Below are 22,870 nucleotides of genomic sequence, written 5' to 3'. Positions count from 1 at the left end.
TGCCGTCCATGAGTCGGACCGCCCACACCTCCGCCGCGCCGGGGAAGCAGATGCTCTCCGAGCAGGTCTACGCCCACCTGCGGGACGCGATCATGCGGGGCGACCACGCCCCCGGTGACGCCCTCAAGCCGCAGGACATCGCCAGGGAACAGGGGGTGAGCCTGGCCGTCGTGCGCGAGGCGCTCGTGCGTCTGGTGGGTGAGGGGCTCGCCGACCGGCTGCCCAACCGCGGCTTCGCCGTCCCGGCCTTCTCCGACCGGCGCTGGCAGGAGATCGCGGAGGCGCGCCGGACCATCGAACCCGCCGTCCTGCGGATGTCCGTCGAGCGCGGCGACCTCGACTGGGAGACGCGGGTACGGGCCGCCCACCACCGCCTGGTCCGCACCCCGGCGCATGCGCCGGAGGAGGGGGAGCACTACAGCGGCGCCTGGGCGGAGGCCCACCGGGTCTTCCACCGGACCCTGCTGGAGGGGTGCGGCAACCCCGTACTGCTGGAGACCTTCGACCGGTTGTGGACCGCGAGCGAACTGGCCCGCCGCTGGTCGGCGCACCGGGACCCCGACCGGGACGGCGTCGCCGAGCACCGCCGACTGGAGGAGGCGGCGCTCGCCCGCGACGCCGACGGGGCGGCCGAGGCGCTGGCGCGGCATCTCACTCTCACGGCGGCGGCGCTGACCGGGGACGCGCGAGGCCGGTCCGCCTCCGAGTGACCGCCGCGCGGTGCTACGGGTGGCTGTCGGTGATCTTGATGACCTCGTCGAGGCGGTCCAGGGCGGCCTGGAGGTCGTCGACCTTGGCCTGTATGCGGTCGCGTTCGGCGCGCAGCATGGCCCGCTGCTCGGCGTCGGTGTGCCCGGAGTCCCAGCACGGCAGGAGTTCCGCGATCCTGCGGCTGGTCAGACCGGCGGCGTACATCTGCTGGAAGAAGCGCAGTAACGGGACGGCGTCCTGCCGGTAGAGGCGCTGGCCTGAGGGACTGCGCTCCGCCCTGAGCAGCCCCTGCTGCTCGTAGTAGCGCACGGCGCGCACGGAGACTCCGGCCTCGCGCGCCACCTCGCCGATGCGGATCAGCCGCTCGGCCGCGGCCTTTGGGAGGGCCATGGTGACTCCTCTCACTACCGTCCTGACGACCAGCACTTGCCTCTGACGTCAGCGTCAGGTTTTAGCGTACGGGACATGGAGATCAACGACTCAGTCGCCCTCGTCACCGGAGCCAACCGTGGCCTGGGCCGCGCCTTCGCCCAGCGCCTGCTGGAGCGGGGCGCCCGCAAGGTCTACGCGACCGCCCGCCGACCGGAGACCGTGGACCTGCCCGGGGTCGAGGTGCTGGCCCTCGACATCGCCGATGCCGCGTCCGTGCGGGCCGCCGTCGAGGCCGCCCCGGACGTCTCGCTGCTCGTCAACAACGCGGGGATCCAGACGGGGACCGACCTGGTGACCGGTTCGCTGGACGCCGTGCGGCGCGAGCTGGAGACCAACATGTTCGGCCACCTGGGGATGGTCCGGGGGTTCGCGCCGGTGCTCGCCGGGAACGGCGGGGGCGCGATCGTGAACGTCCTGTCCGCCATGTCGTGGTTCGGGGGCAGGGGCGCGGGCGCGTACCACCTGACCAAGGCCGCCGCGTGGGCCATGACCAACGGCGTCCGCCTGGAACTGGCCGAGCAGGGCACGCTCGTGACGGCCGTGCACCTCGGTCTGGCCGACACCGACATGGCCGCGGGCTGGCCCGTGGCCAAGCTCGCGCCGTCGGACCTGGCCGACGCGGCGCTCGACGGTGTCGAGGCGGGGTCCGCCGAGGTCCTCGCCGACCAGTGGAGCCGGGACATCAAGTCCCGGCTGCCGCTGGCGCCGGAGGAGTTCTACGCCGCGATGGACCGCGCCCTGGCGGCGCTCACGGCCGCCTGAGCGGCGCACGGGGAACCCGGCCGGGTGGTCCAGCACCACCCGGCCGGGCTCCGCGTGAGGCTAGTCGGCCGTGAGGGGCCAGGAGGCGTCCTGGCTCCAGAGGTCGCACTTGTGGTCCTGGGGGAACGAGGTCCCCGAGGTGATCGCCTCGGGGGCGAGGGTCTGCACCTTCGGGAAGAGGCCCCAGTGCGGGGCGTTCGCGGCGTACGGGACGCCCGTCCTGGCGAAGTTGGTCCAGTAGCCGAGCATCCGGTCCGACAGGGCGTTCTGCGCGGGCGTGCCGGAGACACCGCCGAACACATAGCGGATCTCCGAGCCGTGCGGCGCGCCGAGGGGGAAGCTGATGGGCAGGTTCAGATAGTCCATGGAGTGACGGTCGGCGAACTCGTACTGGTACGAGCGGGTGTGAGGGGCCATCAGATGGGCCGTGCGGGACTGCATGCAGGCGAACTGCGAGTCGGTGAAGACCGCGCCGAGCGCCTCCGCCGGGGTGCCGTACTCCGCCAGCGGATAGCGGGCCAGGATCGCGTCGGCCCGGTCGCCGTAGGCCGCGCGGACCGCCACCGGGTAGCCCGCCGCGGTGAGTTGCCGCCCGGCCAGGTCGTAGGCGGTCGCCACGGTGAGCCTGCCCTCGTCGGCGGTGGTGCCCTGGAGGACCGGGACCCGGTGGAAGCGTCCGCTCGCCAGCGCGTCCGTCACCTGGAGGGGCAGGATCCTGCCGTCGACGTTGGGCGTCCAGCGGGCCGTGGGAGCCAGGGAGGCCCGCAGCAACTCGTCGGCGGACTTGGCGCGCAGGCACGCCACGTCCGCGCAGCCCAGGGAGTTCGCCCAGGCGACGCCGTTGTTCTGCTGCGACTCCTGGGTGGGCAGGCGGAATCCGCAGCCCGACTGGGCGATGGCCCGGTCGAACTGGCCGATGGTGCGCGGCGAGACGAGGTGGTGGCAGACGCTGCCGCCGCCCGCCGACTCACCGAAGATCGTCACGTTGTCGGGGTCGCCGCCGAACGCCGCGACGTTCTGCCGCACCCAGCGCAGCGCCGCCTGCTGGTCGAGCAGGCCGTAGTTGCCGGAGAGGCCGAGCGAGGACTCCGACGCCAGGTCCGGGTGGGCCAGATAACCGAACGCGCCGAGGCGGTAGTTGAAGTTCACGACCACGGCATCGCCCTTGGCGGCCAGCTTGCCGCCGTCGTAGAACGTGCCGGAGCCCACGGTGAAGCCGCCGCCGTGGATCCACACCATCACCGGTCGCTTGGCGAGGGAGCGCTTGGCGGGCGTGTAGACGTTCAGGTAGAGGCAGTCCTCACTGGGCGTGCCCGGTCCCGCCAGGTTGCCCCAAGGGGTGGAGGTGACGGCCTGCACGCAGGGGTTGCCCGGGGTGGTGGCGTCCCGGACGCCCGTCCAGGACGAGGGCGGGGACGGCGGCTGCCAGCGGTTCGGGCCGACCGGCGGGGCGGCGTACGGGATGCCGACGTAGGAGTGGGCGGTGTCGTCCGCCTTGCCCTGCACCTGGCCGTAGCGGGTCGTGACGGTCGGTCCGTCGGCGGCCGTGGCGGGCGCGGCGGCCAGCCCTACGGCCGAGAGCAGGACGGCGGCCGACAGTACGCCGAGCCGCCGGGTCCATCGCGGTAATCGGTGGTTCCTGGTAGGGGTTCCGGTGCGGGAGCCGGGCATCTGCACCTCCGTGAGGTGGGGGCGGACAGGTCACCGCAGTCTCGCCACCCGCCGGATGCCCGGCACCGCGTAAATCACCAGTGTGCCGACCCCGGCTCAGACCGAGCGCTTGCCCCTCGTCGTGCGCAGCAGGAGCACACCGCCGGAGATCAGCAGGATGGTTCCGGCCGCCGCGGGCCACAGCTTGGCGCCGGTGTCGGCGAGCCCGCCGCGGACCGCCTGGGGTTCGGTCCGGGGCTCGGTGCGCTCGGGGGTGGCCCGCGCCGTGTCCGCCGGGGCGGCGGAGGCGCGTGCCGTGGCCGGGGGTGAGGTGCGGATCTTGGGGGCGTCGGCGCCGGTGGTGGGGGCGCCCGTCTCGTCCGCTGGCTCGTCGTCGGCGGGCTGCTCGCCGTCGTCGTTGTCCCGGGGGTCTTCGGGCTTCTCGGGCTGCTGGGACTCCTGCGGATCCTGGGTGGGCTCCTGCGTCGGTTCTTCGGTGGGTTCCTCGGTGGGTTCCTCGGTCGGCTCCTCGGTGGGTTCCTCCGACGGTTCTTCGCCCGGCTCCTCGGTGGGCTCCTCCGTCGGTTCCTCCGTCGGCTGCCCCGTCTCGCCGCCGTCCGGCAGGTCGCCCGAGTCGCACTGCCGACCGCCGTTGATGCAGTCGACCATCTCGCGCATCAGGTCCTCGTCGAAGACGTTGATGAAGTCACCGTGGTCCGTGACCGGCTTGTGCAGCTGCTCGGGGAAGGAGTCCACGGCGAACAGCGGTGTCGTCCGGCCGCCGTCGTCCAGGCTCGGCGCGTCCACGTCGTACACGATCCGCTGCACCAGCCGCGGGATCGCCTCGAACCCCTCCGGGCAGCGGCCCTTTGGGTCGGCGAAGGCCACGTGGGTGCGGTGGTTGGCGCTGTCGATGCTGTTGCCGTCCCAGCAGCTCTGGAAGCGGAAGGTGCGGACCACGTCGCTGCCGTCGGGGCACAGCGGGTACTTGTCCTTGAGCTGGCGGTCCTCGAAGCCGGTGCAGCTCCAGGAGGCGTTGGCGTTGGCGGTGCCGTTGACGAACGCCTTGGCGTCGCCGGTGATGACGCGCAGCAGCCGCGGCATGGCGGTGACCTCGCCGACCGGGCTGCCCTCGAAGGTCAGCGTGACCTCCTTGGGCGTGACGATCTCGCCCGCGTTGCCCTCGATGCCGCCGCCGGGGGACTCGGCGTCCTGCTCCACGGTGCCGTTCTGCAGGCGCAGCACCGGCCAGTAGTACGACGACTTGTCGCCGGGGTTGGCGCAGCTCGTCTCGGCGTTCGCGAGGTCGTCGTCGCTGGCGAAGGCGGTGTTGGACTGGTTGCCGATGTAGTCGTGGAAGTGGTGGGCGCCGTTGCTGACGCCCGGCGCGACGATCACGTTGTCGGAGTTGAACAGGCCCTCGGCGTTGACACCGCAGCTGGTGGTGAAGGTGCCGCGGGAGGCGCCCGCCTGCTGGGGCGGGCGCTGCGCGGAGGGCTGTACGGCGGTGATGTCGGCGTAGTCCGCGGCGACGGGGCCGTTCCCGGCCTGTCCGTTGCCGGTGTCGCCGCCCTCGGCCTGCTCCTCCTCGCCTTCCCCGGCCTGCTCCGGGGCCGTAGCGGTGCGCACGGTGCAGGCCGCGAGGTCCGCCAGCCCCTGGGGAGCCTCACCGGACCGGCCGACGGCGGCCGTGATCCGCTCGATCGTCGCGGCGCGCTGCTCCTGGAGCGGCCCCGTGATCGCCGCCGCGTCGACGGTGCCGCCCTGCGCGGCCGTCTCCTGGAGCCGCTGGTAGGCCTCCGCCACCTGCTGGTCCAGGGCGGCGAGTTCCTGGTCCACCTCGCCGCGGGCGTCGTCCGGGACCTCGGTGAGCCGATCGCCGACGTCGGGGCAGTCGATGGTGGCGGCGGGCGGGGCACCGTCCGTGAGCGTGCGGTCCCCGCCGCCCGTACCGCCGTCGGTGGCGGAGGCGTAGACGTTCACCGCCACCAGCCCTCCGCCACCGAGCATCAGGGCGATCGCTGCGAAGGTCGCGCGTCGCGCGCCCTTGGGGCGTCTGCGCGTGTTGCGTCTCACGGATGACTCCTACAAGTGTGGGGGCGGCCTGGTCACGAAAGCCGTCCGTACTTGTACGGAGCCGAACGCCGGGATGTTCAGCCGCCGTTGGCGTGCTCCTCTTTGTCGCCTTCCTCCTTGTCTCCTTCCTCTTTGTCCCCTTCGCCCCCTCGGTGACCTTGTTTGTGACAGCCATCCGCCCGAATGTGACCCCCGTCTCGTCGAATCCGAGCGAAATCGACTGGTTCCGGTCTCCTCGGTACCTTGCCGTACCCGTCCTGAGCTGCGGGTATTTACGAGTAAGTACCCGAGCGGTACCGTGGAAGGCATGCCAGCTCTGAATGTGGAGTTCAGCGAGCGCGAGCTGGAGGACCTGCGACAGATCGCCAAGGAGCGCGGTACGTCGATGAAGGCCCTCGTGCGTGAGGCGGCTGCCGCCGATATCGCCCGGCACCGGGCGCTCCAGGAAGGTGCGGAGGCGTTCCGCCAGTTCTTCGCCGCGCACGCGGACGAATTCGCGGCGGCCTTCCCCGATGACGAGCCGCCCGCCAAGGGCGAGGGACAGGCCGCCTGACCGATGACACCTCCCGTCGTCCATATCGACGTACCCTGGCTGCTCCAGCGCCATGAGGAGGTCCTGCCGGACCAGCCCACGGTCAACGACTTCTCGGCGCTGGTCGCCGCCGTGGCCCGGCACCGGGTCGACCCGCCCCGGCTCGGCGTGGACTCCGACCCGGCCTGGCGCGCCGCCGCCCTGCTGCACACCCTCGCCCTGCTCAAGCCCCTGCCGTCGGCCAACGCCCGCTTCGCCTGTGCGACCGCGGTGGCGTACATGTTCGTGAGCGGCGTCGGCATCGACCCGCCCTACGGCGCCCTCGTGGACCTCGCGCGGGATCTGATCGACGGCAAGGTGGACGTCTACGCGGCGGCGGACAGGCTGCGCTCCTGGCAGATCTGAGGGTCGGCGTGCCCCACCTCCCGGGGCCGCCTGGCCGAGGGCGGAGGGAACGGGGCCAGGCGGCCCAGCGCGCAGGAGAGCCGCCGTCCTGCGCGGGGCCTCCGAGAGGGCCGGTCCCCATGGGACAACGCCCTCTCCGGTGGACGGCAGCGTGCGCGGGGCGCGGGTCTGTGCGCGTGATTCACACGGGGCGCAAGGAAAGTCGAATGCCGGTGCGAACCCGCAGATGAGGCGATGCTAATTGACTCACTTTCAGTGATACCTATGTTGCTCAAGTGCCTTGTTGGCCCTGTGTGACCTGTGCAAGGGTGACCACGTCATGCGGGGGGCAATTGCCAGGGCTCATGGACTTGTTGAACCGGGTCCGATGCCCCAAAGGTGAATTCACGCTCTCCGCTCACCGCCAAAAAGGTACGCACCAATCCGGTGCCCTTTTCGGCGACCCAGAACTCATGTGTGTCCACGCGCGCGTGGGAAGGAACCCGCTCAAGTGCCCACCCCCCACCCCCCTCGACCTCCCTACCCGCCGCCCGGCGCGGTGCCCGGTGAGTCCGACGAGGCCCTCGCGGCCCGGCTCACCGGTGCCCCGGACGACGAGGTCGCCCACTCCACCGGTGTGCTGATGGCGCGCCACTGGCAGCCGGTGCACGAGTACGCCGTCATCTGTCTCGCCTCCTCTGCGCAGGCCGCCTCCATGGTCACCGGCACCGCCTTCCACCAGGTGTTCGACCGGCTGACCCTGGGCGAGCCGGGCGTCGCGCTGCGGCCCCTGCTCCTGGTCACCGTGCGTGACACGGTCCGCCGCTGGTCGGCCGACGACCGGATATCCGGTGTGCTGCCGGATCTGCTGAAACCCGCCGGGGGCCGCGGTATGCGCGCGGCGGGCTCCCTGACGCCGGAAAGCCGCAAGCTGGCGGAACGGTCATTCCACGGCCTCACGCCACCGGCCCGCTGTCTGCTGTGGCACAGCGAGGTCGAGGCGGAACCGATAACCGTTCCCGCCTCTCTGCTCGGCATCGACACCCACAGCGCGTCGGCCGCTCTGGAAGAGGCCCGGGATAAATTCCGCGAAGGCGTTGTGCGCGCCCACCGGGAACTCGCGCCGAGCAAGGAGTGCGGCTTCTACAACCGTCTCCTCGACGTCCCGATCCGCCGGGGCGGCACCCTGCTGCCGGACGTCCAGCAGCACCTCGACGACTGCCGCTACTGCCGTTCCGCGGCCGAACAACTGAGCCATGTCGAGAGCGGTCTGGGCGCTCTGCTGGCCGAGGCCGTGCTCGGCTGGGGGGCCCGCCGCTACCTCGACTCCCGGCCCGCCCGCGGCCAGCAGGGCCCACGCGGCCGACGACGGCACGGCGGGCGCACCCGGCGCCACCGGCTGTTGTCCCGCATCCCCAGCCCCGTCGTCCTGCCCACCCCACGGGCCCTGCTCACCGGCGTCGGCGTGGTCTCGGCCGGAGTGCTCGCCACCGTCCTGGTGGCCAACCTGTGGTCCTACGACGGTGACGTGGACCCCACGGCCTCCAGCAACGCCGCCGGTGGTCAGGGACCGCCCGGGGTGTCCTCCGCGCCCCCCGACAGCGCCGCGCTGCCCGGCGCCATACGCCGCATCGGTCTGCGCAACGTCGCCGCCGACCTGTGCCTCGGCATCCGGGGCCCCGCGCGGGCCGGGGCGGGCACCGAGCTGGCGGAGTGCTCCGACGCGCGCGGCCAGCAGTGGTCGTACGAGGACGACGGGCTGCTGCGCAGCGTGGCCGCGCCCGATCTGTGCCTGGACTCGCACGCGGACGCCGGGGTCGTCATCCTCGGCGAGTGCGCCGCCGCCGACACCGAGCGCGGGGTCGACGTGCGCTACGACCTGACCGTGCGCGGTGAGCTGCTGCCCCGCTGGGAGGAACAGCTCGCCCTCGGCGCCACCACCGAGGCACCGGGCGCCGACATCGTCGTCAAGGTCCGGGACGGCTCCGACGGCCAGCGCTGGCTGACCGGCTCGTCGTCGGCGAGCCCCGACCCGCTGTCGGTCACCGGCACGGAGAGTCCTTCGGCGCGCCGGGTGGAGCTGCCGGGGCGGACCGCCTGACGCGGGCGGGCACGCCCCCGGTCACCGGGTGGCGTGTCCGCCCTCAGCCGGTCTCCTCGGTCAGGTCGGCGGCGCCGACCGTGGCGGGGGTGGCGTGGCCGGACAGGGCGAGGGTGAGGTCCAGTTCGGCGAGCAGACAGCGGATCACGTGCTCGACCCCGGCCTGCCCGTCCAGGGCCAGACCGTAGACGTACGGCCGCCCGAGGAGGACGGCGCGGGCGCCGAGGGCGAGCGCCTTGAAGACGTCGTCGCCGGTGCGCACCCCGCTGTCGAACAGCACCGTCAGCCGGTCGCCCACCGCCGCCACCACCCCCGGCAGCGCATCGGCCGCCGCGACCGCACCGGCCACCTGACGGCCGCCGTGGTTGGAGACGACCACCCCGTCCATCCCGGCGTCGGCGGCGAGCCGGGCGTCGTCCGGGTGCAGGACGCCCTTCAGGACGATCGGGCCGTCCCAGTTCTCCCGCAGGAACGCCAGGTCCGGCCAGGTCTTGCCCGGGTCGGCGAACATGCCGACGAAGTGCATCACGGCGGCGTTCGGGTCCTCGTGCGGCGGCTTGGCCAGTCCCGCCGCGAACGCCGGGTCGGAGAAGTAGTTGGCGGTGCCCACGCCGTGCAGGAACGGCAGATACGCCTGGTCCAGGTCGCGGGGCCGCCAGGCGAGCAGCGGGGTGTCGAGGGTGACGACCAGCACCGAGAACCCGGCCGCCTTCGCCCGGGTGAGGAAACTCCGGGTCACCTCGCGGTCCTTGGCCCAGTACAGCTGGAACCAGCGCTCGGCGTCGCCCATCGCCGCCGCGACCTGCTCGAGGGGCGTGCTGGACGCCGAGGACAGCACGAACGGCACCCCCTGGGCGGCGGCGGCCCGGGCGGCGGCCACCTCGGCGTCCGGATGCATGATCGACAGCACCCCGACCGGGGCCAGCGCCAGCGGGGCGGGCAGCGCGCGCCCCAGTACCTCGACCGCGAGGTCCCGCTCGCGCACGTCCCGCAGCATCCGCGGCACGATCCGGCGCCGGGCCAGCGCCGCCCGGTTGGCCCGGGCCGTGCTGCCGTCCCCGGCGCTGCCCGCCACATAGCCGACCGGGCCCGGGCCGAGCCGCCGCTCGGTCAGCTCCTCCAGCCGCGTCAGATCGGTGGGCAGCCGGGGCACCGCGCCCGTCATGCCGTTCAGATAGATCTCGTACTGAAAGTCCGCCCAGTGCTTCGCCACAGCCAACTCCCGCCTGTCGTCCTCGCCGAGCCGCGCGCCCCGACGATACTGGCGAGTAAGCCGGGGTCCGTCCAGCGGCCGGACCTCACTCGCGCGGCGCCGCCTCACGCAGGACGCGGGCCAGTTCGCGGGGCGCGGAGAACATCGGCCAGTGCCCGGTGTCCATCCGCACCAGGTCCCAGTGCCCGCTTTTCAGCGGTCCGGCCGCGGCGTCCGGTGGCTCCTCGTCGTCCAGCAGGCACTTGACGTAGGTCGCGGGCAGGTCGGCGAGCGGGCGGGTCAGCTCGGCCGGTTCGGTGAGTGAGGCGCCGGGGTGCGGGGTGGCGCCGCCGAGGAACCGGGAGACCTGATCGTCCGTCAGGCCCTGTCCGGCGCAGTCGTCCGCCGTGATCGGCGGCCACCAGCCGTCGTTCGCCTCGATCGCCGCCCGCACGCTGTCACTCGGCCAGCCCGACAGGAACGACTCCCCGTCGACGGGCACGCTGGAGTCGACGAACACCACGCGCCGCAGCCGGTCGCCGATCCGCTCGGCGGCCTGCCCGACCGGGACGCCCGCGTAGCTGTGCCCGACGAGGACGACATCCCGCAGGTCACCCTGGTCCACCGCGTCGACGACGTCCTGGACGTGGGCCCGCTGCCCGGCCGGGACGCCCCGCTTCTCGGCGAGGCCGGTCAGGGTCAGCGGGCGCACGGCGTACCCGGCCGCGCGCAGTTCGGCGGCCGTCTCCTCCCAGGCCCACGCGCCGAGCCAGGCCCCTGCCATCAGTACGAAGTTGGTCATGCCCGCACCGTAGCGGAGGGGTCTGACAACGGCCCCGGGTCACCCGGATCGCGCCCCGCGCGGTTTGTTTCCGGCCGATTAAAAAGCAGGGGTGAACCGGCCATTCGGTCATCAGGGTTGATCAAGAGTGGCCTGGGATCGGAGTTGTAACGTTCGAATTCTGTGACTTCCCGCCACTGATTCAACACGCAAGGTTACTGAAACCGGTGGGGTCGATGTGTGTTTCCGCGACGGACTCGGCAGACTCGCGCTCGCCGGTCCGGCACCGACCAGACGTCCGTTCCGGCACCCCTGGAATCGAGCGGAAGGATGCACACAATGCGGAACCCCGCGCGCTGGGCAGCGACCCTCGGCCTCACGGCCGCCACCGTCTGCGGACCCCTGACCGGGGCGGCGCAGGCCACCGGCCCTGCCCCGTCCGCGCTCTACGCCCCGTCCGCCCTGGTGCTCACCGTGGGCCACGGTGAGACGGCGGCGACCACGGCTCCCGAACGCGCCGTCACCCTGGACTGCGCGACGCGGCCCGCCGGGACGCATCCGGCGCCGCTGGAGGCCTGCGCCGAACTGCGCGTGGCAGGGGGTGACGTGGACGCCATGGAGGCTCGCGGCGACGTGCTGTGCACCCGCGAGTACCGCCCCGTGGTCGTCACCGTCGACGGCGTCTGGCACGGCGAGCGCGTCTCCTATGAACGCACCTTCGGCAACGCGTGCGTGAAGGACTCCTACGGGGCTCTCTTCACGTTCTAGGACCGGGATCGCACGGTCCCCGTGAGCGCAGCAGCCGACCCGTGACTGGGGAGTGCGGGTCCTTCACGGGGCACGGCGGTTCCGCACTGGGGACCGGCGGGCGGAGTGGGGCCGCCTGCCGGTCCTCGGGAATCAACGGGACGCGTCAGGCGCGGTCCCGGTGGCTGGTGTCGCACCACGGGTAGCGGCGGCTGCGGCGGCAGGTGCACAGGGCCACCCGGAAGCGGTCGGAGGAGACGACGGTGCCGTCCTCCAACTCCACTTCGACCGGGCCCTCCACCAGCAGCGGGCCACGCCGCTGGATCCTGACCCGGTGCGCGGCGCCGGACGTCTCAGCGGGGGGCTTCGGCACGGACGACCACCAACTCCTCCTGTTGCTGGGCGGGGGAGAGCAGGCCGCGCTCGCGCAGCCAGTTCTCCCGCGCGCGCAGGACGGGTCCGAAGGCGATCCCGCGCCGGTGCGTCACCGTGGCCCGCAGACCGGCCGCGCGCAACTGCCCGAGGGTCCGGTCGGGATCGCTGAGCGTGGAGTGCACCAGCAGCAGGGTGCCCGAGGGGGACAGCAGGCCCGGCGCCTCCCGGCAGATCCGGTCCAGGACCGTCCGCCCGTCGTGGCCGCCGTGCCAGGTCGAGACCGGGCCGCGCGGCTCGGGGCCCTCGTCCGGGCCCGGCACGTACGGCGGATTGGCCACGATCACATCGAACGACTCCCCGCGCACGGGCGCGAACAGATCGCCGTGCCGGACGCGCACCGGCAGCCCGGCCCGCCGGGAGTTGATCCGTGCCGCGCGCACCGCCCGCCAGGAGACGTCCACCGCGGTCACCCGTGAGCCGCGCCGCGCGGCCCGCAGTGCCAGCGCGCCCGTCCCGGTGCCGACGTCCAGGACGTCCGCACCCGGGGGCAGCGGCTCCTCGGCCAGCGCGTGCGCCAGCAGGGCGGTGTCCTCCTGCGGGGCGTAGACGCCCGGCGGGGCCAGGGGGCTCGTGGGGTCCGGTGGTACCGGTGTCGCCTCAAGGGTCACGAGTCCCAGGTACCCCGGCCGTCACGACATATGGGTCAGCAGGTCGGATTCGGGTGCGTGCAGCGACGACCGTCCCGCGTGCCAGTCGGTCAGCAGCCGGGCCGCGAGACGGTCCTCGACATGACCGGTGGCGTCGATCCCGAAGGCCACGTCCTGCGCCAGATACGGCTCCTCCTCCAGCAGCCCGCCGATGACGTCGTGCCGTACCACCTGCTCGTGCACCGCGTCGGCCTCCACGTGCTCGTCGTAGAACCGCTCGGCGGCCGGTCCCGCGCCGGTGCGGCGCATCGCCTCCGCGAGCCGCCGGGAACCGGGGGAGGAGGTGACCTCGACGGCGGCGAAGTGCCCGACGAGGGCGCCGCGCAGGGAGCGGTGCAGCCCGAACAGGGACATGAGGTTCACCGTGGCCAGCACCTCGGCGGACGCCACCGCCAGGTAGCGGCCGTACGACGTGTCCAGGCCCAGGTCCGTCATCAGGTCGGCGAACAGCCGCGCGTGCACCCGGTCGGGACGGCCGCCGCCGTACTCGTCGAACTCCACCGCCGCCATCGCCGCCTTCGCCCGTCCCCACAGCCGGGGCAGTACCCACGCGTGCGGGTCGGCCTCCTTGAGGTGGTACAGGGAGCGTTGCGCCGCGTACTCGCGCAGCTGCCACAGCTCGCCCTCGTCCCGCAGGTAGTGGGTGACGCCGGTCCCGTCGACGGGCTCCACCAGCAGTTCGGCCAGCGCGTCGGTCACGCCGTCGTGCGCCCGGGTGTCGGCGCGCAGCGCGGACAGGAAGCGGTGCTCCAGCGCGGCGCGGGCGCGCAGCAGGTCCGGGTCCCACTCGTGGTCCGGGCGCACCCCCGCGAAGCCGCGGTAGTGCAGCTCGTAGCAGAGGTACAGGGCGAGCTGGAGGTCGTCGCCGTACGCCGCCACGTCCGCGAGGTCCTCGGGGCGCGGGGGCGGCCCCGCCTCCGTCAGCCAGGCCAGTACGGCTGCGGAGACCGGGCCCCGCGCGGGCGGCAACTGGGGTTCTTGATGTGCCATGGGACCCGGGTACCCGGGCCGCACCCGGTGTCCCGTCCGCGCGGCGGGGTACCCGGCGTCGACATGAAGGCACTCGTGATCAACTGCACGCTCAAGGCGTCGCCGGAGCCCTCCAACACCGAGGCGCTGGCCCGGGTCGTCGTCGAGCGGCTGGAGAAGGACGGCGTCCAGGTGGAGGTCGTACGGGCCGTGGACCTGGACATCGCGCCCGGGGTGACCAGCGAGCCCGTGCGCGAGGGCGACCAGTGGCCGCCCGTCCACGAACGGCTGCTGGACTCCGAGATCCTCGTCATCGCCTCCCCGACCTGGCTCGGGCGGCCGTCGTCCGTCGCCCAGCGGGTCCTGGAACGCATGGACGCGATGCTCTCCGAGACCGACGACGACAACCGGCCCGTCGCCTACAACCGGGTCGCGGGCGTGGTCGTCACCGGCAACGAGGACGGCGCGCACCATGTGATCAGCGAGATCTCCGGGGCGCTCGGGGACATCGGCTACACCGTCCCGGGCCAGGCCTGGACCTACTGGCACCTCGGCCCCGGACCCGGCCCCGACTACCTCGACGAGGAGAAGGGCCGCGACTGGTCCCACCGCACCGCCCGCGCCATGGCCGCCAACCTGTACGGCGTGGCCAGGGCGCTGACGGAATGCCCGGTGGGGGCGCCGCCTGGTTGACGGGGCGGTGCGTGGTGGGCACTCGTGCCGCGCGGGTGGCGGGGCGGTGCGTGGTGGGCACTCGTGCCGCGCGGGTGGCGGGGCGGTGCGTGGTGGGCACTCGTGGCGGGGCGCTGCCTGGTGGGCCGGGTGTCTGCTTGCGCCGGGCGGCGGTCGGCGGGGCGCTGCCGCCTGGCGGGCCGGGGCAGTGGGTCCTGCCGCGCGGCTCGCGCAGCGCGGCGGGGCGCGGCCCAGGACGCTCCGGGCCACCCGGCTGACGGGGCCGCTCCCGGCCACCCGGGGCCATCCGGCGCGTGCACCCGCCCCGCCAGCGGCCGCTCACTCCCCCCGCGACTCCTCCTGCGCCTCCACATTGGGAGTGATGGCCTCTCCTGCCTCCCCTTCCCGGCGACGCTGTTCCTCCGTGTCCTGGGTGCGGCGCTCGATCTTCTCTATCTCGCGCAGCACCTCCTCACGCGCCGTCTCGGCGCGCTCCTCGGGACCGTTCCCGGGGCCCGTGGCTTCCTCGGACATCGCAATCCTCCTGTCAGTTCGTCGAGGTGGCGATCCGCAGCGGCACGGGCTCGGCGGTCTCCCCCTCGGCGGCGGGGTGGGACACCTCCGCCCACCAGGACGCGCCGTCCTCTATGTGCCGCAGCAGGATGCCCTCGCGGATCGCCCAGGGGCAGACGGTGACCGTGCGCAGCCCGGTCAGCTTCATCGCCGTGTGCCCGACCACCGCACCGGCGAGGCTCTGCGCCGCGCGCGGCGCGGAGATGCCGGGCAGCCGGGACCGCTCGGCGGCGGGCAGGGCGGCCAGCCGGGCCACCGCCCGGCTCAGGTCCGCCCGGTTCAACCGCCGGTCCACGAACGGCCCGTGACGGCCCGGCGCCGCCCCGCACAACCGGCCCAGCTGCTGGAACGTCCGGGAGGTGACCACCGCGGTGCGGGGCCCCTCCCAGCGGATCCGGGCGGCCACGTCCCGCAGTTGGTGGCGGACCTTGCGGCGCAGCACCCGGATCAGCTCCGGCGACGGCGGATCCTGGTCCGCGAAGTACTCATGCGTCAGCCGGGCCGCGCCCAGCGGCAGCGACGCCGCGAAGTCCGGCAGCCGCCCCCGCCCGAAGGCTACTTCGAGCGAGCCGCCGCCGATGTCGAGCAACGCGAGCGGCCCGGACCGCCAGCCCATCCACCGCCGCGCCCCGAGGAACGTCAGCTCGGCCTCCACCTCGCCCGGCAGCGTGCACAGGTTCACGCCGGTTCTCTCCCGGACGGCGCTGAGCACCTCCGCGCGGTTCGGGGCGGCGCGCACCACGGCGGTCGCGAAGGCCAGCGGACCCGCCGCGTGCCAGCGGGCCGCGGTGCGCGCCGCCTCGCCGACCGCGCCGACGAGCCGCTCCACGGCGTCGTCGGGAACCTCGCCGCCGGGCCTGACCTGTTCGGACAGCCGTAGCCGCCATTTCGCGGTGTGGACCGGCAGCGGCACCCCGCCCGCCGCATCCGCCACCACCAGCCGGACCGTGTTCGACCCCACATCCACCACGCTGATTCGCATGGGCCCGCGAGTACCCGTTCACGGCGGGTGTCAAAGGTGTCCGGCACCGTAACGGCGAGAACCGGGCGGTCAGCGGCCCGCGGGGACGGCCCGGTACCCGGTGTGGTTACGCCAGCTGACGGCGTACCAGCTCGTGCAGCCGTCCGGTGGTATCGGCCAGCAACTCGGCGGGCGCCCCCTGCTGGGCGATCCTGCCGTCCGCCATCACGATGACGCGGTCGGCGTCCATGACTGTCGACAGCCGGTGCGCGATGACGACCCGGGTGGCGTTCAGGGCCTTGGTGCTCTCGATCACCGTGCGCTGGGTGTCGTTGTCCAGGGCGCTGGTCGCCTCGTCGAAGAAGAGGATCCGCGGGCGGCGGATCAGCGCCTGGGCGATCATCAGCCGCTGCCGCTGGCCACCGGAGACCGAGCCGCTGCCGGAGACGATGGTGTGCAGCCCCATCGGCATCCGCCGGATGTCCTCGGCGAGCCCCGCCATCTCGGCCGCCGCCATCACCTCCTCGGGCGGATACGGCTCGGTGCCGCAGATGACGTCCATGATCGAGCCGGTGAACGGCTGGGCGTGCTGGAGGACGACCCCGCACTGCCGCCGTACGGCGGACTGGTCGAGGGCGGCGAGGTCCTGGCCGTCGTACAGGACGCTGCCGGTGAGCGGGCGGTCGAAGCCGATGAGCAGGCGCAGGAGGGTGGACTTGCCGCAGCCGCTGGGGCCGACGACCGCGACGAACTCGCCGGGCCGCACCGCGAAGGACACGTCGTCCAGGACGAGCGGGCCGTCGTCGGAGTAGCGGAAGGACAGCCGCCGGGCCTCCAGCGCCCCGGTGAGCGGGCCCGGCCGGGTGCTGGAGGCGCGCACCTCGGGGGCCGCCCGGAGCACCGGCTTGATCTGCTCGTACAGCGGCAGCGCGGCCACCGCCGAGACGAACGCGCCGGTGACCTGGGTGACGGCGGTGAGCAGCATGGTCACCGAGGTGTGGAAGGCCAGGAAGTCCGCGGCCGACATGCTGCCCCGCGCCGGGCCCGCCAGCAGCATGAACATCAGCAGCGAGCACAGCGGCAGATAGACCGCGCCGAGCACCGTGGTGAGGTTCTTGATCCGGCCCACCCGCTGCTGGAGTTCCCGGCTGCGCGCGAACTCGCCCGCCCAGGCCGCGTAGGCGTAGTTCTCGGCGGCGGCGATCCGCAGCTTGGGCAGTCCGCGCAGGGTCTGGAAGGCCTGGTTGTTGAGCTTGTTGGTGAGCACCACGAGCCGCCGCTGCCAGCGGACCTGCCACAGGCCGAGCCCCAGGAACACCGCCGCGATCACCACGAGCATGCCGAGCGCCGCGAGCGCCATCGGCACGCTGAACCACAGCAGCAGCCCCAGGTTCATCGCGCCGACCGTGACGGACTGGGCGACGGTGGGGCCGACGCCCGCGAGCATCCGGCGGATCGCGCTGACACCCATGGCCGCGCTGGCCAGCTCGCCGGTGGAGCGCCCGGTGAAGAACCCGGTCGGCAGCCGCAGCAGCCGGTCCCACACGGCGGGCTGGAGCGCGGCCTCGATCCGGCCCTCCAGCCTCAGCACGGTCAGGTTCTGCATCAGCAGGAACGCCGCCGCGACCACCCCGCTGACCAGCACCGCCAGACAGACCTGCGCGATCAGCCCGGCCTGCGCCCGCGGCACGTACTCGCCGAGCACCTTGCCGGTGGCGATCGGCACCAGCGCGCCGATGGCGACCGTCACGAGCCCGCTCAGCAGCAGGGCGGTCAGATCGCCGCGGGTGCCGCCCAGGGTGAAGCGCAGCAGCCCCAGCGGGCCGAGCGGGCGGTCGGGCAGCGGCCGGTAGAACATCACCGCGCGCGCCTCGAACTCCGCCGCGTTGGCCTTCTCCACCGGGGTCTCCCGGCCCGTCGCCGGATGGACGGCGACATAGCCGCCGCGCCGCCACAGCAGCGCCACCGGCGCCCCGGACAGCGCCCGGTGGCCGACCAGCGGGCCGACGTTCTCCCGCCACCAGCGGCCGGTCAGCCGGACCGCCCGGGTGCGCACCCGGGACGCCAGCGCGATGCGCTCCACCGGGTCGAGCCGGTCGCTCTCGGCGCCGCCGTGCCCGGGGTCGGCCAGGGCGATCCCGGACGCGCGGGCCACCAGACGGCACGCCGCGTAGGTGGCGTCCGCGTCGGCGGCCGTGACGCGCCGCGCCGACGGCTTGCCGATCGCCGCGAGCAGCGTCCGGTCCGCCTGGTCGCGCACCGCCTCACCGGCGCGGATCCCGGCGGCCGTACGGGTCTCGTGGGTGCGTTCCAACTGCTCGATCCAGCGGTCCAGGGTGGTCAGCAGCCGGTACTGCTGGTCGACCATGGACTGGCACACCGCCGGGTCCATCAGCAGATCGGCCGCCGCCTCCGCGCCGTACACCGACCCGTACTGCACGCTGCCGGGCGGCACCTGCATCCAGAACACGTCGTCGTCGGTGACCTCCGCCGCGCCCGCGCTGGCCATCGGCGCCTGGAAGAGGACCGACAGACCACGGCCCACGCCCAGGGCGAGGGCGTACTCCAGCGGGCTGGTGGTGGGCGGCACGTACCGCGGGTTGCCGTACTCGTCGTAGGACCAGGTCTGGGTGGGCGCGGGCTGGTACAGCTCGCGCAGGGCGATGCGGTGCACCACGCACTCCCGCAGCGGGCGGGCCACCAGCGTGTGGAGCGGTCCGGAGACCGGGCCGAGCAGCAGCGAGCCCGCCTCCAGGCGCCCGAGGTGGTGCCAGTGGCCCCGCTGCCCGGCGTCCACCGCGAACAGGTCCAGCGCCCCGGCCGCGACCAGCCACAGCACCTGCGGCCCTTCCAGGTCGAGGCGGGTGAACCCGGCGCAGTCCACCGCCGTGCCCAGCGACCCGAGGGCACCGAGGACGAGGTCGCCTTCCGGTACGGACGTCATCTCACCGCTCCCTGACCAGCGCCGCGTACGCCCCGCCGCGCGCCACCAGTTCGTCGTGCCGCCCGCGCTCCACGATCGCGCCGTGCTGGAGCACGACGATCTCGTCACTGTCGCGTACGGTGCTCAGCCGGTGCGCGATCACCACACAGGCGCAGCCGCGCCGCCGCAGGTTGTCCATCACCACCTGCTCCGTCTCGGCGTCGAGGGCGCTGGTCACCTCGTCCAGGACGAGGATGCTGGGGCGGCGCACCAGCGCCCGGGCGATCTCCAGCCGCTGCCGCTGCCCGCCGGAGAAGTTGCGGCCGTCCTGCTCCACCGGGCTGTGGATGCCGCCCGGCCGCCGCGCGACGACGTCGTACAGCGCCGCGTCGCGCAGCGCCTCGACCACCGCCTCGTCGGGGATCGACGGGTCCCACAGCGCCACGTTGTCGCGGACGGTGCCCTCGAACAGGAACACCTCCTGGTCGACGAAGGAGACGGAGGCCGCGAGCGCCCCGCGCGGGATGTCCTCCAGGCGCTGCCCGTCGACGCGGATCACGCCGTCCCACGGGGCGTAGAGGCCCGAGATCAGCCGGGACACCGTGGACTTGCCGCTGCCGGAGCCGCCGACCAGCGCCACCTGCTGCCCCGGGCCCACGGTCAGGTCGAAGCCGGTCAGCAGCGGCTTGTCCAGCGGGCTGTAGCCGAAGGTGATGTTCTGCAGCTCGACATGCCCGTGCAGCCGCCGCGTGGAGTCGCCGCCCGCACGGTCGTACAGCGGGTCGGAGCGGAAGTTCTCCACGTCCTTCAGCCGGGCCACGTCCGCCGCGAAGTCCTGGATGCGGCTCGCGACGCCGTTGAGCCGGGTCAGCGGGGCGGTGAAGCGGGTCACCAGCGCCTGGAAGGCGACCAGCAGACCGACCGAGATGTGGCCCTCGATCGCCCGCATGCCGCCGATCCACAGGATCAGCGCGCTGTTCACCGTCGCCAGCGTCGGCGCGACCACGCCCAGCCAGGCGGTCGGCACCCCGAGCCGCTGCTGCTCCTCCAGGGTGGTGGCGTGCTGCCCCGCCCACTTGCGGAAGTAGCCGTCCTCACCGCCGGTCGCCTTCATCGTCTCGATCAGCTGCAGGCCGGTGTAGGCGGTGTTGGTCAGCCGGGCGCTGTCGGCGCGCAGCTTCGCCGTACGCGTCGCGCGCAGCCGTACGACGACCCGCATGGCGACGATGTTCAGCAGGGCCACGCCGATGCCGACGAAGGTCAGTTGCGGGTCGTAGGTGTAGAGCAGCAGGGCGTACAGCACCACCACGACCGCGTCCACGCCCGCCGCCGCGAGGTCGCGGGCCAGCGTCTCGGCGACCGCGTCGTTGGACTGGAGCCGCTGCACCAGGTCGGCCGGGCTGCGCTGGGCGTAGAAGGTGACCGGCAGCCGCAGCAGATGGCGCAGGAAGCGGGCGCTGGAGAGGGTGGAGGAGATGATCCGGCCGTGGTGCAGGTTGGCCTGCTGGAGCCAGGTCAGCACCACCGTCAGCAGCACACAGGCGCCCATGGCGGCGAACAGCACGCCGAGCAGCGAGGTCTGGCCGCCGATCAGGAACGTGTCGATGTAGGTCCGGCTGAGCGCGGGGACCGCCGCGCCGACCAGGACCAGGAGCAGGCTGGCGAGCACGGCGGCGGGCAGGGTCCCGGCGGTGCCGCGCAGCCGGGCGGGCATGGCGCCCCAGACGCCGGGGCGGCGCCCGCCGCCGGTGAAGTCCTCGCCGGGTTCCATGGTGAGGACCACGCCGGTGAAGCTGCCGTCGAACTCCTCCAGCGGCACGAAACGGCGGCCCTTGCCGGGGTCGTTGACGAACACCCCGCGCCGTCCGAAGCGGCGCCCCATGCCGTCGTAGACGACGTAGTGGTTGAACTCCCAGAACAGGATCGCCGGTGCCGTCACCTCGGCGAGGGCGGCGAGGTCCATCTGCATGCCCTTGGCCGTCAGGCCGTAGGAGCGGGCGGCCTTGAGCAGGTTGCTGGCGCGCGAGCCGTCGCGGGAGACGCCGCAGTCGATGCGGAGTTCCTCCAGCGGGACGTGGCGGCCGTAGTGGCCGAGGACCATCGCGAGCGAGGCGGCGCCGCACTCCACGGCCTCCATCTGCAGGACGGTCGGGGTGCGCACGGTGCGGGCGCGGGCCTTCGGCACGGAGCGCTTGGGCGGGGCGGCGCGGCGTCTGCCGCGGGTGCCCTGGGTGGTGGCGGTCATGGCAGCAGCCAGTCGACGGGACGCTGGTCGGCCAGCCGGATGGAGCCCGTGGCGAGCGTCATGGAGGTGAGGGCGTGCGGCGGGCCGTCCGCCGAGGACCACCGGTAGCCGCTGTCGGTGGCGGCGGAGGCCTTGAGGCGGACCGTGACGGCGACCGGGCGGCCGTCCCTGGTGAACTGCTCGCCGAGCTGGCCGTCCCCGAGGAACGCGGCGATCTGCTGGGCCGACTGCGGGGAGCGGTCGACCGACGTCACCTGGCCGCGCAGCACGCCGTACTGCTCCGCGGGCACGGTCTGCAGCGTCAGGTCCACGTTCGCGTCGGCGGGGATGGCGGCGGCCTTCTGGGCGGGCACGTACACGGTCGCGTACAGCGGGTCGTCCGCCCCGGCGGCCTTCTCCACGGCGGCCAGGTTGGCGCCGGTGGCGACGATCTGGCCGATGGTCGCGGCAAGGGCGGTGAGGCGGCCCGCGGCGAGGGTGCGCACCACGGTCTCGCCCTCGGCGGTACGGACCTTCAGCACGGGGGAGTCGGCGGGCAGCCGCGCGCCCTCCTTCGCGAGGATCGCGGTGACCTGACCGGCGACGGGGCTCTGCAGGACGTAGCTGCCCTTCCCGTGGGTGAGGATGGCGGGCGCGCTCACCGTGGCGGACACGGTGCCGGTCACCGCCCACACGGAGGCGGCGGCCATGGCGATGACCGTCACGGACAGCACGAGCCAGCCCTGGGGGCGGGCGAGGCGCACCGGGAGGTCGAGTTCCTCCGGTGACTGGAGCTTGGCGAGGGCCTGTTGGCGGAACTGCACGGGATGTCCTCGGCGCAGCCCGAGGTCCCGGAGCCGGGCGACGGCTCCGGGACCTCGAGGACGCACGCGGGTGCGATCAGAGACCGGCGACCAGGTTGGCGACCGGGGCGGTGTTCAGGCCGGTGACACCCTCGACGGTGCCGACGGCCGTGTCCACCAGGCCGGAGACCGGGGCGATGCCGTCCACGAGACCGGTGACGGTGCCCAGGGCGTTCACGTGCAGGCCGCCGGAGACGTTGTCGAGGTCGGCGTCGGCGATCTCGACGGTCTCAACCTGGGGGGTGGAGTTCATGATGGAACTTCCCTTCATATGGATATCTCACAAGGGGGAGCGGCCCCTTTTCGGGCCCCTGCCGGGGACAGAGGGACGGCCGCGACCGCGGGCGCCGGACGCCCTTGCGGGTGCCGTGGCGAGCCCCGCGGTGCGATGGATCAAAGCACGCGGCCACCGGGTGCTTCCAATCAATCACCCCGTCCCACCTGGGCACTTGAGCCCCACCGGCAACCAACCGTGCAGAGCCGGGCACGACTCGCTGGCGACTTCTTCACAGTCCGCGCGGGATCGTCGCGCACCACCCCTTGCCGCCGTGGCGTCCCGTCCGGCACTCCCGCCCCAAACGGGTGTCCGACGGCCCGCGGTTGTGCAGATCCGCCCCACCCGGTGCCCGCCTTGGGCAATCGATGTGCAGATTCCCTGAACCCGGGATTCCGCCCCCTGTTCGAAACGGATCGTCGTCGACCGGATACGGCCGGTATCGGCCCCGCTCAGCCCAGCAGGGCGTAGACGGTGCTCGCGCGGGCCGCCAGCTCACCCGTCGTCGCCACGGTCATGGTGATGTCGGCGAACGCCATCCGGCGGCCCAGCTTGGTCAGCACCGCCTCGACCCGTACGTCCGAACCCGTCACCGCGCGCTGGAACGACGTGGACTGCTGCACCGTCGTCATCGGCACGAAGCCGCCGCGCGCCGCCGAGACGGCGATCACGGTCGCGGTGTCCGCGGCGGCCATCAGCGCCTGTCCCGACAGCCCGCCGCCCTCCCGGGACAGCCGCTCCGACCAGGGCAGCCGCAGCACGGCGCGGTCGTCGCCCAACGACTCCACCGACAGGCCCAGTTCCAGGACCCAGGGGGCGAAGTTGGCGGACAGGATCTTGTCGGCCTCGGCCGTGGTCATCGTCATACGGCGATTCTCCCCGCGCACGGCCGAATCGGACCGTCAGACCCGGCGCGCGGAAACGGAATTGAACGTCCCGTGCGCCCCGTGCGTACCCATGA

At 73.3% G+C, this 22,870-nt stretch carries 22 protein-coding genes; 7 read left to right on the top strand and 15 right to left on the bottom strand.

The features are described 5' to 3' along the window. Positions 1–8: 8 nt before the first annotated feature. On the top strand, positions 9–710 hold the full coding sequence (locus ACFVQG_RS32460) for a GntR family transcriptional regulator (RefSeq protein ID WP_383390343.1): 702 nt from the start codon (positions 9–11) through the stop codon (positions 708–710). Positions 711–723: 13 nt separating this feature from the next. Here the strand turns inward: ACFVQG_RS32460 and ACFVQG_RS32455 are convergent, their stop codons facing one another. Then, entirely contained in the window at positions 724–1,101 is a 378-nt protein-coding gene (locus tag ACFVQG_RS32455) for a MerR family transcriptional regulator (RefSeq protein ID WP_383390340.1), read from the bottom strand. A 75-nt stretch (positions 1,102–1,176) separates the two neighbouring features. On the opposite strand from ACFVQG_RS32455, the gene ACFVQG_RS32450 reads away from it, so the two are divergent. Beyond that, positions 1,177–1,905: an SDR family oxidoreductase gene (locus ACFVQG_RS32450; protein ID WP_383390337.1), complete on the top strand. Its 729-nt coding sequence runs from the start codon at positions 1,177–1,179 to the stop codon at positions 1,903–1,905. Positions 1,906–1,965: 60 nt separating this feature from the next. On the opposite strand, the gene ACFVQG_RS32445 is transcribed toward ACFVQG_RS32450, so the two are convergent. Both ACFVQG_RS32445 and ACFVQG_RS32440 read right to left on the bottom strand, forming a co-directional pair. Further along, a complete protein-coding gene (locus ACFVQG_RS32445; protein WP_383390335.1) occupies positions 1,966–3,576 on the bottom strand; it encodes a carboxylesterase/lipase family protein in 1,611 nt (536 codons plus the stop codon). 96 nt (positions 3,577–3,672) lie between these two features. Then, positions 3,673–5,565, bottom strand: coding sequence for a DUF1996 domain-containing protein (locus ACFVQG_RS32440; protein ID WP_383390735.1), 1,893 nt, complete (start codon positions 5,563–5,565; stop codon positions 3,673–3,675). Between the two features lie 373 nt (positions 5,566–5,938). Here ACFVQG_RS32440 and ACFVQG_RS32435 point away from each other — a divergent pair, with 373 nt between their 5' ends. The 3 genes from ACFVQG_RS32435 (at position 5,939) to ACFVQG_RS32425 (ending at position 8,648) form a co-directional block, all read left to right on the top strand. Next, positions 5,939–6,184, top strand: coding sequence for a hypothetical protein (locus ACFVQG_RS32435; RefSeq protein ID WP_383390334.1), 246 nt, complete (start codon positions 5,939–5,941; stop codon positions 6,182–6,184). 3 nt (positions 6,185–6,187) lie between these two features. Next, complete coding sequence (locus tag ACFVQG_RS32430; RefSeq protein ID WP_383390331.1) at positions 6,188–6,568, top strand: toxin Doc; 381 nt, start codon at positions 6,188–6,190, stop codon at positions 6,566–6,568. Positions 6,569–7,058: 490 nt separating this feature from the next. Continuing rightward, positions 7,059–8,648, top strand: coding sequence for an RICIN domain-containing protein (locus ACFVQG_RS32425; RefSeq protein ID WP_383390328.1), 1,590 nt, complete (start codon positions 7,059–7,061; stop codon positions 8,646–8,648). A gap of 43 nt (positions 8,649–8,691) precedes the next feature. On the opposite strand, the gene ACFVQG_RS32420 is transcribed toward ACFVQG_RS32425, so the two are convergent. Together ACFVQG_RS32420 and ACFVQG_RS32415 are read right to left on the bottom strand one after the other, a co-directional pair. Next, positions 8,692–9,861, bottom strand: a complete 1,170-nt coding sequence (locus ACFVQG_RS32420; protein WP_383390325.1) for an alpha-hydroxy-acid oxidizing protein — start codon at positions 9,859–9,861, stop codon at positions 8,692–8,694. Positions 9,862–9,946: 85 nt separating this feature from the next. Next, the gene (locus ACFVQG_RS32415) at positions 9,947–10,642 is read right to left on the bottom strand and encodes an alpha/beta fold hydrolase (RefSeq protein ID WP_383390322.1); all 696 of its coding nucleotides are present in this window, start codon (positions 10,640–10,642) and stop codon (positions 9,947–9,949) included. A gap of 318 nt (positions 10,643–10,960) precedes the next feature. Here ACFVQG_RS32415 and ACFVQG_RS32410 point away from each other — a divergent pair, with 318 nt between their 5' ends. Beyond that, complete coding sequence (locus ACFVQG_RS32410) at positions 10,961–11,389, top strand: subtilase-type protease inhibitor (protein WP_383390319.1); 429 nt, start codon at positions 10,961–10,963, stop codon at positions 11,387–11,389. Positions 11,390–11,534: 145 nt separating this feature from the next. On the opposite strand, the gene ACFVQG_RS32405 is transcribed toward ACFVQG_RS32410, so the two are convergent. The 3 genes from ACFVQG_RS32405 to ACFVQG_RS32395 are packed head-to-tail and all read right to left on the bottom strand — an operon-like array spanning position 11,535 to position 13,440. Continuing rightward, entirely contained in the window at positions 11,535–11,741 is a 207-nt protein-coding gene (locus tag ACFVQG_RS32405) for a CDGSH iron-sulfur domain-containing protein (RefSeq protein WP_383390316.1), read from the bottom strand. Further along, positions 11,722–12,411 (bottom strand): HemK2/MTQ2 family protein methyltransferase, encoded by a 690-nt coding sequence (locus ACFVQG_RS32400; RefSeq protein WP_383390314.1) that lies wholly within the window; start codon positions 12,409–12,411, stop codon positions 11,722–11,724. Before ACFVQG_RS32400 ends, ACFVQG_RS32405 begins: the two co-directional genes overlap by 20 nt. Before the next feature lie 21 nt (positions 12,412–12,432). After that, complete coding sequence (locus ACFVQG_RS32395) at positions 12,433–13,440, bottom strand: iron-containing redox enzyme family protein (RefSeq protein ID WP_383390311.1); 1,008 nt, start codon at positions 13,438–13,440, stop codon at positions 12,433–12,435. Between the two features lie 63 nt (positions 13,441–13,503). Between ACFVQG_RS32395 and ACFVQG_RS32390 the strand changes: the two genes are divergently transcribed. Beyond that, the gene (locus tag ACFVQG_RS32390) at positions 13,504–14,112 is read left to right on the top strand and encodes a flavodoxin family protein (RefSeq protein WP_383390309.1); all 609 of its coding nucleotides are present in this window, start codon (positions 13,504–13,506) and stop codon (positions 14,110–14,112) included. 318 nt (positions 14,113–14,430) lie between these two features. On the opposite strand, the gene ACFVQG_RS32385 is transcribed toward ACFVQG_RS32390, so the two are convergent. The 7 genes from ACFVQG_RS32385 to ACFVQG_RS32355 all read right to left on the bottom strand — a co-directional run bounded on the left by ACFVQG_RS32385 (position 14,431) and on the right by ACFVQG_RS32355 (position 22,775). After that, positions 14,431–14,625, bottom strand: coding sequence for a hypothetical protein (locus tag ACFVQG_RS32385; protein ID WP_383390306.1), 195 nt, complete (start codon positions 14,623–14,625; stop codon positions 14,431–14,433). A gap of 13 nt (positions 14,626–14,638) precedes the next feature. Then, complete coding sequence (locus ACFVQG_RS32380) at positions 14,639–15,646, bottom strand: Ppx/GppA family phosphatase (RefSeq protein WP_383390304.1); 1,008 nt, start codon at positions 15,644–15,646, stop codon at positions 14,639–14,641. A gap of 106 nt (positions 15,647–15,752) precedes the next feature. Beyond that, positions 15,753–18,569, bottom strand: coding sequence for an NHLP bacteriocin export ABC transporter permease/ATPase subunit (locus ACFVQG_RS32375; protein WP_383390302.1), 2,817 nt, complete (start codon positions 18,567–18,569; stop codon positions 15,753–15,755). A gap of 1 nt (position 18,570) precedes the next feature. Beyond that, a complete protein-coding gene (locus ACFVQG_RS32370; protein WP_383390299.1) occupies positions 18,571–20,793 on the bottom strand; it encodes an NHLP family bacteriocin export ABC transporter peptidase/permease/ATPase subunit in 2,223 nt (740 codons plus the stop codon). Continuing rightward, positions 20,790–21,596: an HlyD family efflux transporter periplasmic adaptor subunit gene (locus tag ACFVQG_RS32365; RefSeq protein WP_383390297.1), complete on the bottom strand. Its 807-nt coding sequence runs from the start codon at positions 21,594–21,596 to the stop codon at positions 20,790–20,792. Before ACFVQG_RS32365 ends, ACFVQG_RS32370 begins: the two co-directional genes overlap by 4 nt. 76 nt (positions 21,597–21,672) lie before the next feature. Then, the gene (locus tag ACFVQG_RS32360) at positions 21,673–21,888 is read right to left on the bottom strand and encodes a type A2 lantipeptide (protein ID WP_383390294.1); all 216 of its coding nucleotides are present in this window, start codon (positions 21,886–21,888) and stop codon (positions 21,673–21,675) included. A 473-nt stretch (positions 21,889–22,361) separates the two neighbouring features. Next, the gene (locus tag ACFVQG_RS32355) at positions 22,362–22,775 is read right to left on the bottom strand and encodes a PaaI family thioesterase (RefSeq protein ID WP_383390293.1); all 414 of its coding nucleotides are present in this window, start codon (positions 22,773–22,775) and stop codon (positions 22,362–22,364) included. Positions 22,776–22,870: the final 95 nt, after the last annotated feature.

It is taken from the genome of Streptomyces sp. NPDC057877 (assembly GCF_042796855.1).
Lineage (GTDB): Bacteria > Actinomycetota > Actinomycetes > Streptomycetales > Streptomycetaceae > Streptomyces.
This window is presented reverse-complemented; position numbering and strand designations above follow the sequence as displayed.